Source organism: Azonexus sp., assembly GCF_036170495.1.
Lineage (GTDB): Bacteria > Pseudomonadota > Gammaproteobacteria > Burkholderiales > Rhodocyclaceae > Azonexus.
This window is the reverse complement of record NZ_JAVHPH010000307.1, coordinates 1-2,650: the sequence shown is the minus strand read 5'-3', so window position 1 is coordinate 2,650 and position 2,650 is coordinate 1. Positions and strand designations below refer to the sequence as shown.

The following is a 2,650-nucleotide window of genomic DNA, read 5'->3' as shown; positions in this document are numbered from 1 at the left end:
CCGCAACCGGGCTGAGTTGTTCGATTGGCGTGACGCCCAACAAACTGCTCGCCAAAATCGCCTCGGACCTCGAGAAGCCGAATGGGCTGACGATTCTTTCGATGGAAGACGTTCCGACGCGGATCTGGCCTTTGGCCGCCAAGAAAGTAAATGGGATCGGGCCGAAAGCCAGCGAGCGCCTTGACCGCCATGGCATTCGGACCATCGGCGAACTGGCGGCGACACCGCAGGAGTTTCTGGTCAGCAAGTTTGGTCGGAGTACCGGGCTGTGGATGCATCGCATCGCTCACGGCATCGATGACCGGCCGGTGGTCACCGAGTCGGAACCGAAGTCGATCAGCCGGGAAACGACTTTCGAACGGGATTTGCACGCCAAACAGGACAGGTCCGAATTGTCGGAAATGTTTACGTCGCTATGTCGACGCGTTGGCGATGACCTGAAGCGCAAAGGCTACGCCTGCCGGACGGTCGGTATCAAAATCCGCTATGCCGATTTCAAGGCGGTCACCCGCGATCTGACCTTGCCGCTCGCCGTCAGCGATGGCGCCGAGATTCGCAAGGCTGCCGGCCTGTGTCTAAAACGCGTGCCGCTTGATCAGCGTATCCGCCTGCTCGGCGTTCGCGCCGGCGGGCTGGTGGAGGTGACGGGTGATGAGATATCCCCGCAGGCAATCCAGGCGGAACTGTCTTTGTAAGCATGGCGATGAAATCGCCGGGTTGAAATCTTAAAAATGCGACGGTCTTGTCTTTAATGCGCGAATATTTGTATCGTTACTGGCCTGATACCAAGCCTTCAGAACCCTATGACAGGCACTTCTCATGTTTCGCTGGCGTCGTAAAAATGATACGCAGGGTGCGCTAAAATAGGGTGCATTCACGCCTTCATCCACCCAATAAGTCGCCCCAGATCGCGCTAATGCCGTGAGCAATGCCACGCACTCCCGCCTCGATGAATTCCGTCTGCAGCGCCGGGTTCAGGCTGGCTCGCTCATTGTCACCGTTTTCGGTGATGCTCTCCTGCCGCGCGGCGGGCGCATTGGGTTGGGTAGTCTGATCCGCCTGCTCGAACCGCTAAAGCTCAACGAACGCCTCATTCGCACCTCGGTCTTCCGGCTGGTCAAGGAAGAGTGGTTGCGCAGCGAAACCATAGGTCGGCGTGCCGATTACGTGCTGACGCCATCCGGTCGGCGCCGTTTCGAGGAGGCTTCGCGGCACATCTATGCTTCCCACGCCCCGCTCTGGGATCGCCGCTGGCGCCTGATCCTGGTCGTCGGCGATCTGGCGCCCAAAGTTCGTGAGCAGGTCCGCCGGGCCTTGTTCTGGCAGGGTTTCGGTGCTCTGGGTGGCGATTGTTTTGTGCACCCGAGCGCCGAGCTGTCCAGTGTGCTCGATGCGCTGATAGCCGATGGTTTGTCATCCGCCCTGGCTGCCTTGCTGCCCCTGTTTGCCGCCGATTCCCGCTCGGCGCTATCAGCCAGCGATCCCGACCTGGTTCGCCGTGCCTGGGATCTCGGCGGGCTGGGCGAAGCCTATGGCCTGTTCGTTGCGGTCTACCAGCCGATTCTCGACGAATTGCGGCGCGATCATCTGGCTGATGTCAGCGAACAGGATGCCTTCCTCCTCCGCATCCTGCTTATCCACGACTACCGGCGCCTCCTGCTGCGCGACCCGGAGCTGCCGGAAGTCCTGCTGCCTAGCGATTGGCCGGGCCAGCAGGCCAGGCTGCTGTGCAAGGAAGTCTACAAGCGGCTGGAGTCGCCCTCCCGCCGCCATCTCGACAAGATGCTCTGCCTGTCTGACGGCAGCGTTCCGGCCGAGGATGCGATGCTTCCCGAGCGTTTTTCGCAGTACGACCCGCTGATCGCCTGATCAGCCTGCGCTTTTTTCAGTTTGGTCAGCGGCGGCACATCGGGCTTTTCGATGCCCTTGCGGCTATCCTGCGTCGGCGCAGATGACTGCCTTTTCGGATAGGTGTGTTGCTCGCGCCATTACTCTCCGGTGAACTTCGGCGCACGTTTTTCCATGAAGGCGGCGACGCCTTCGGCGTAGTCCGGGCTCCAGCCCAGTTCGCGCATGAAGCTGCCCTCGAAAGAAAGCTGCTGTTCGAGCGTATGGCCGGGGGCGGCGTGCATGGCCTGACGGGTACGGACCAGCGCCTTGGTCGGGGCGGTCGATAACTGCTTGGCCAGCGCGTCGATGCGGGCGGTGAACTCGGCGTCCTCGGTGCATTCCCAGATTAACCCCCATTCGGCGGCCTTCTCGGCCGGCAACTTGTCGGCGAGCAGGGCGAGGCCCATGGCGCGGGCCATGCCGACGCGTTGCGGCAGGAACCAGGTGCCGCCGGTATCGGGAATCAGGCCAATCTTGGAGAAGGCCTGCAGAAAGGAGGCGGACTGGGTGGCGATGACCAGATCGCAGGCTAGCGCGACCGAGGCACCGGCGCCGGCAGCGATGCCATTGACGGCGGCGACGGTCGGCACACGCAGGTTCTGCAGGCGCAGCACAAGTTGCTTGTAGTTCTTTTCGACGACATTGCCGATGTCCGGCATCTTGCCGGCTATCACCTGCATGTCCGGATCGGCCAGATCCTGGCCGGCGCAGAAGGCGCGGCCGGCACCGCTCAGCACGAGAACGCGGATGGACTTGTCGC

Annotated in this window: 3 protein-coding genes; 2 read left to right on the top strand and 1 reads right to left on the bottom strand. The window is 61.9% G+C overall.

Translation table 11 applies throughout. From position 1 onward, the window contains the following. Positions 1 to 695 (top strand): DNA polymerase Y family protein (locus tag ADADOO_RS11340; RefSeq protein WP_511277619.1); only part of this gene is annotated, 695 nt, incomplete at its 5' end. A 226-nt stretch (positions 696 to 921) separates the two neighbouring features. Then, positions 922 to 1,869: a phenylacetic acid degradation operon negative regulatory protein PaaX gene (paaX, locus tag ADADOO_RS11335; protein ID WP_511277618.1), complete on the top strand. Its 948-nt coding sequence runs from the start codon at positions 922 to 924 to the stop codon at positions 1,867 to 1,869. Positions 1,870 to 1,988: 119 nt separating this feature from the next. Here the strand turns inward: paaX and ADADOO_RS11330 are convergent. Then, positions 1,989 to 2,650 (bottom strand): enoyl-CoA hydratase-related protein (locus tag ADADOO_RS11330; protein WP_511277617.1); only part of this gene is annotated, 662 nt, incomplete at its 5' end.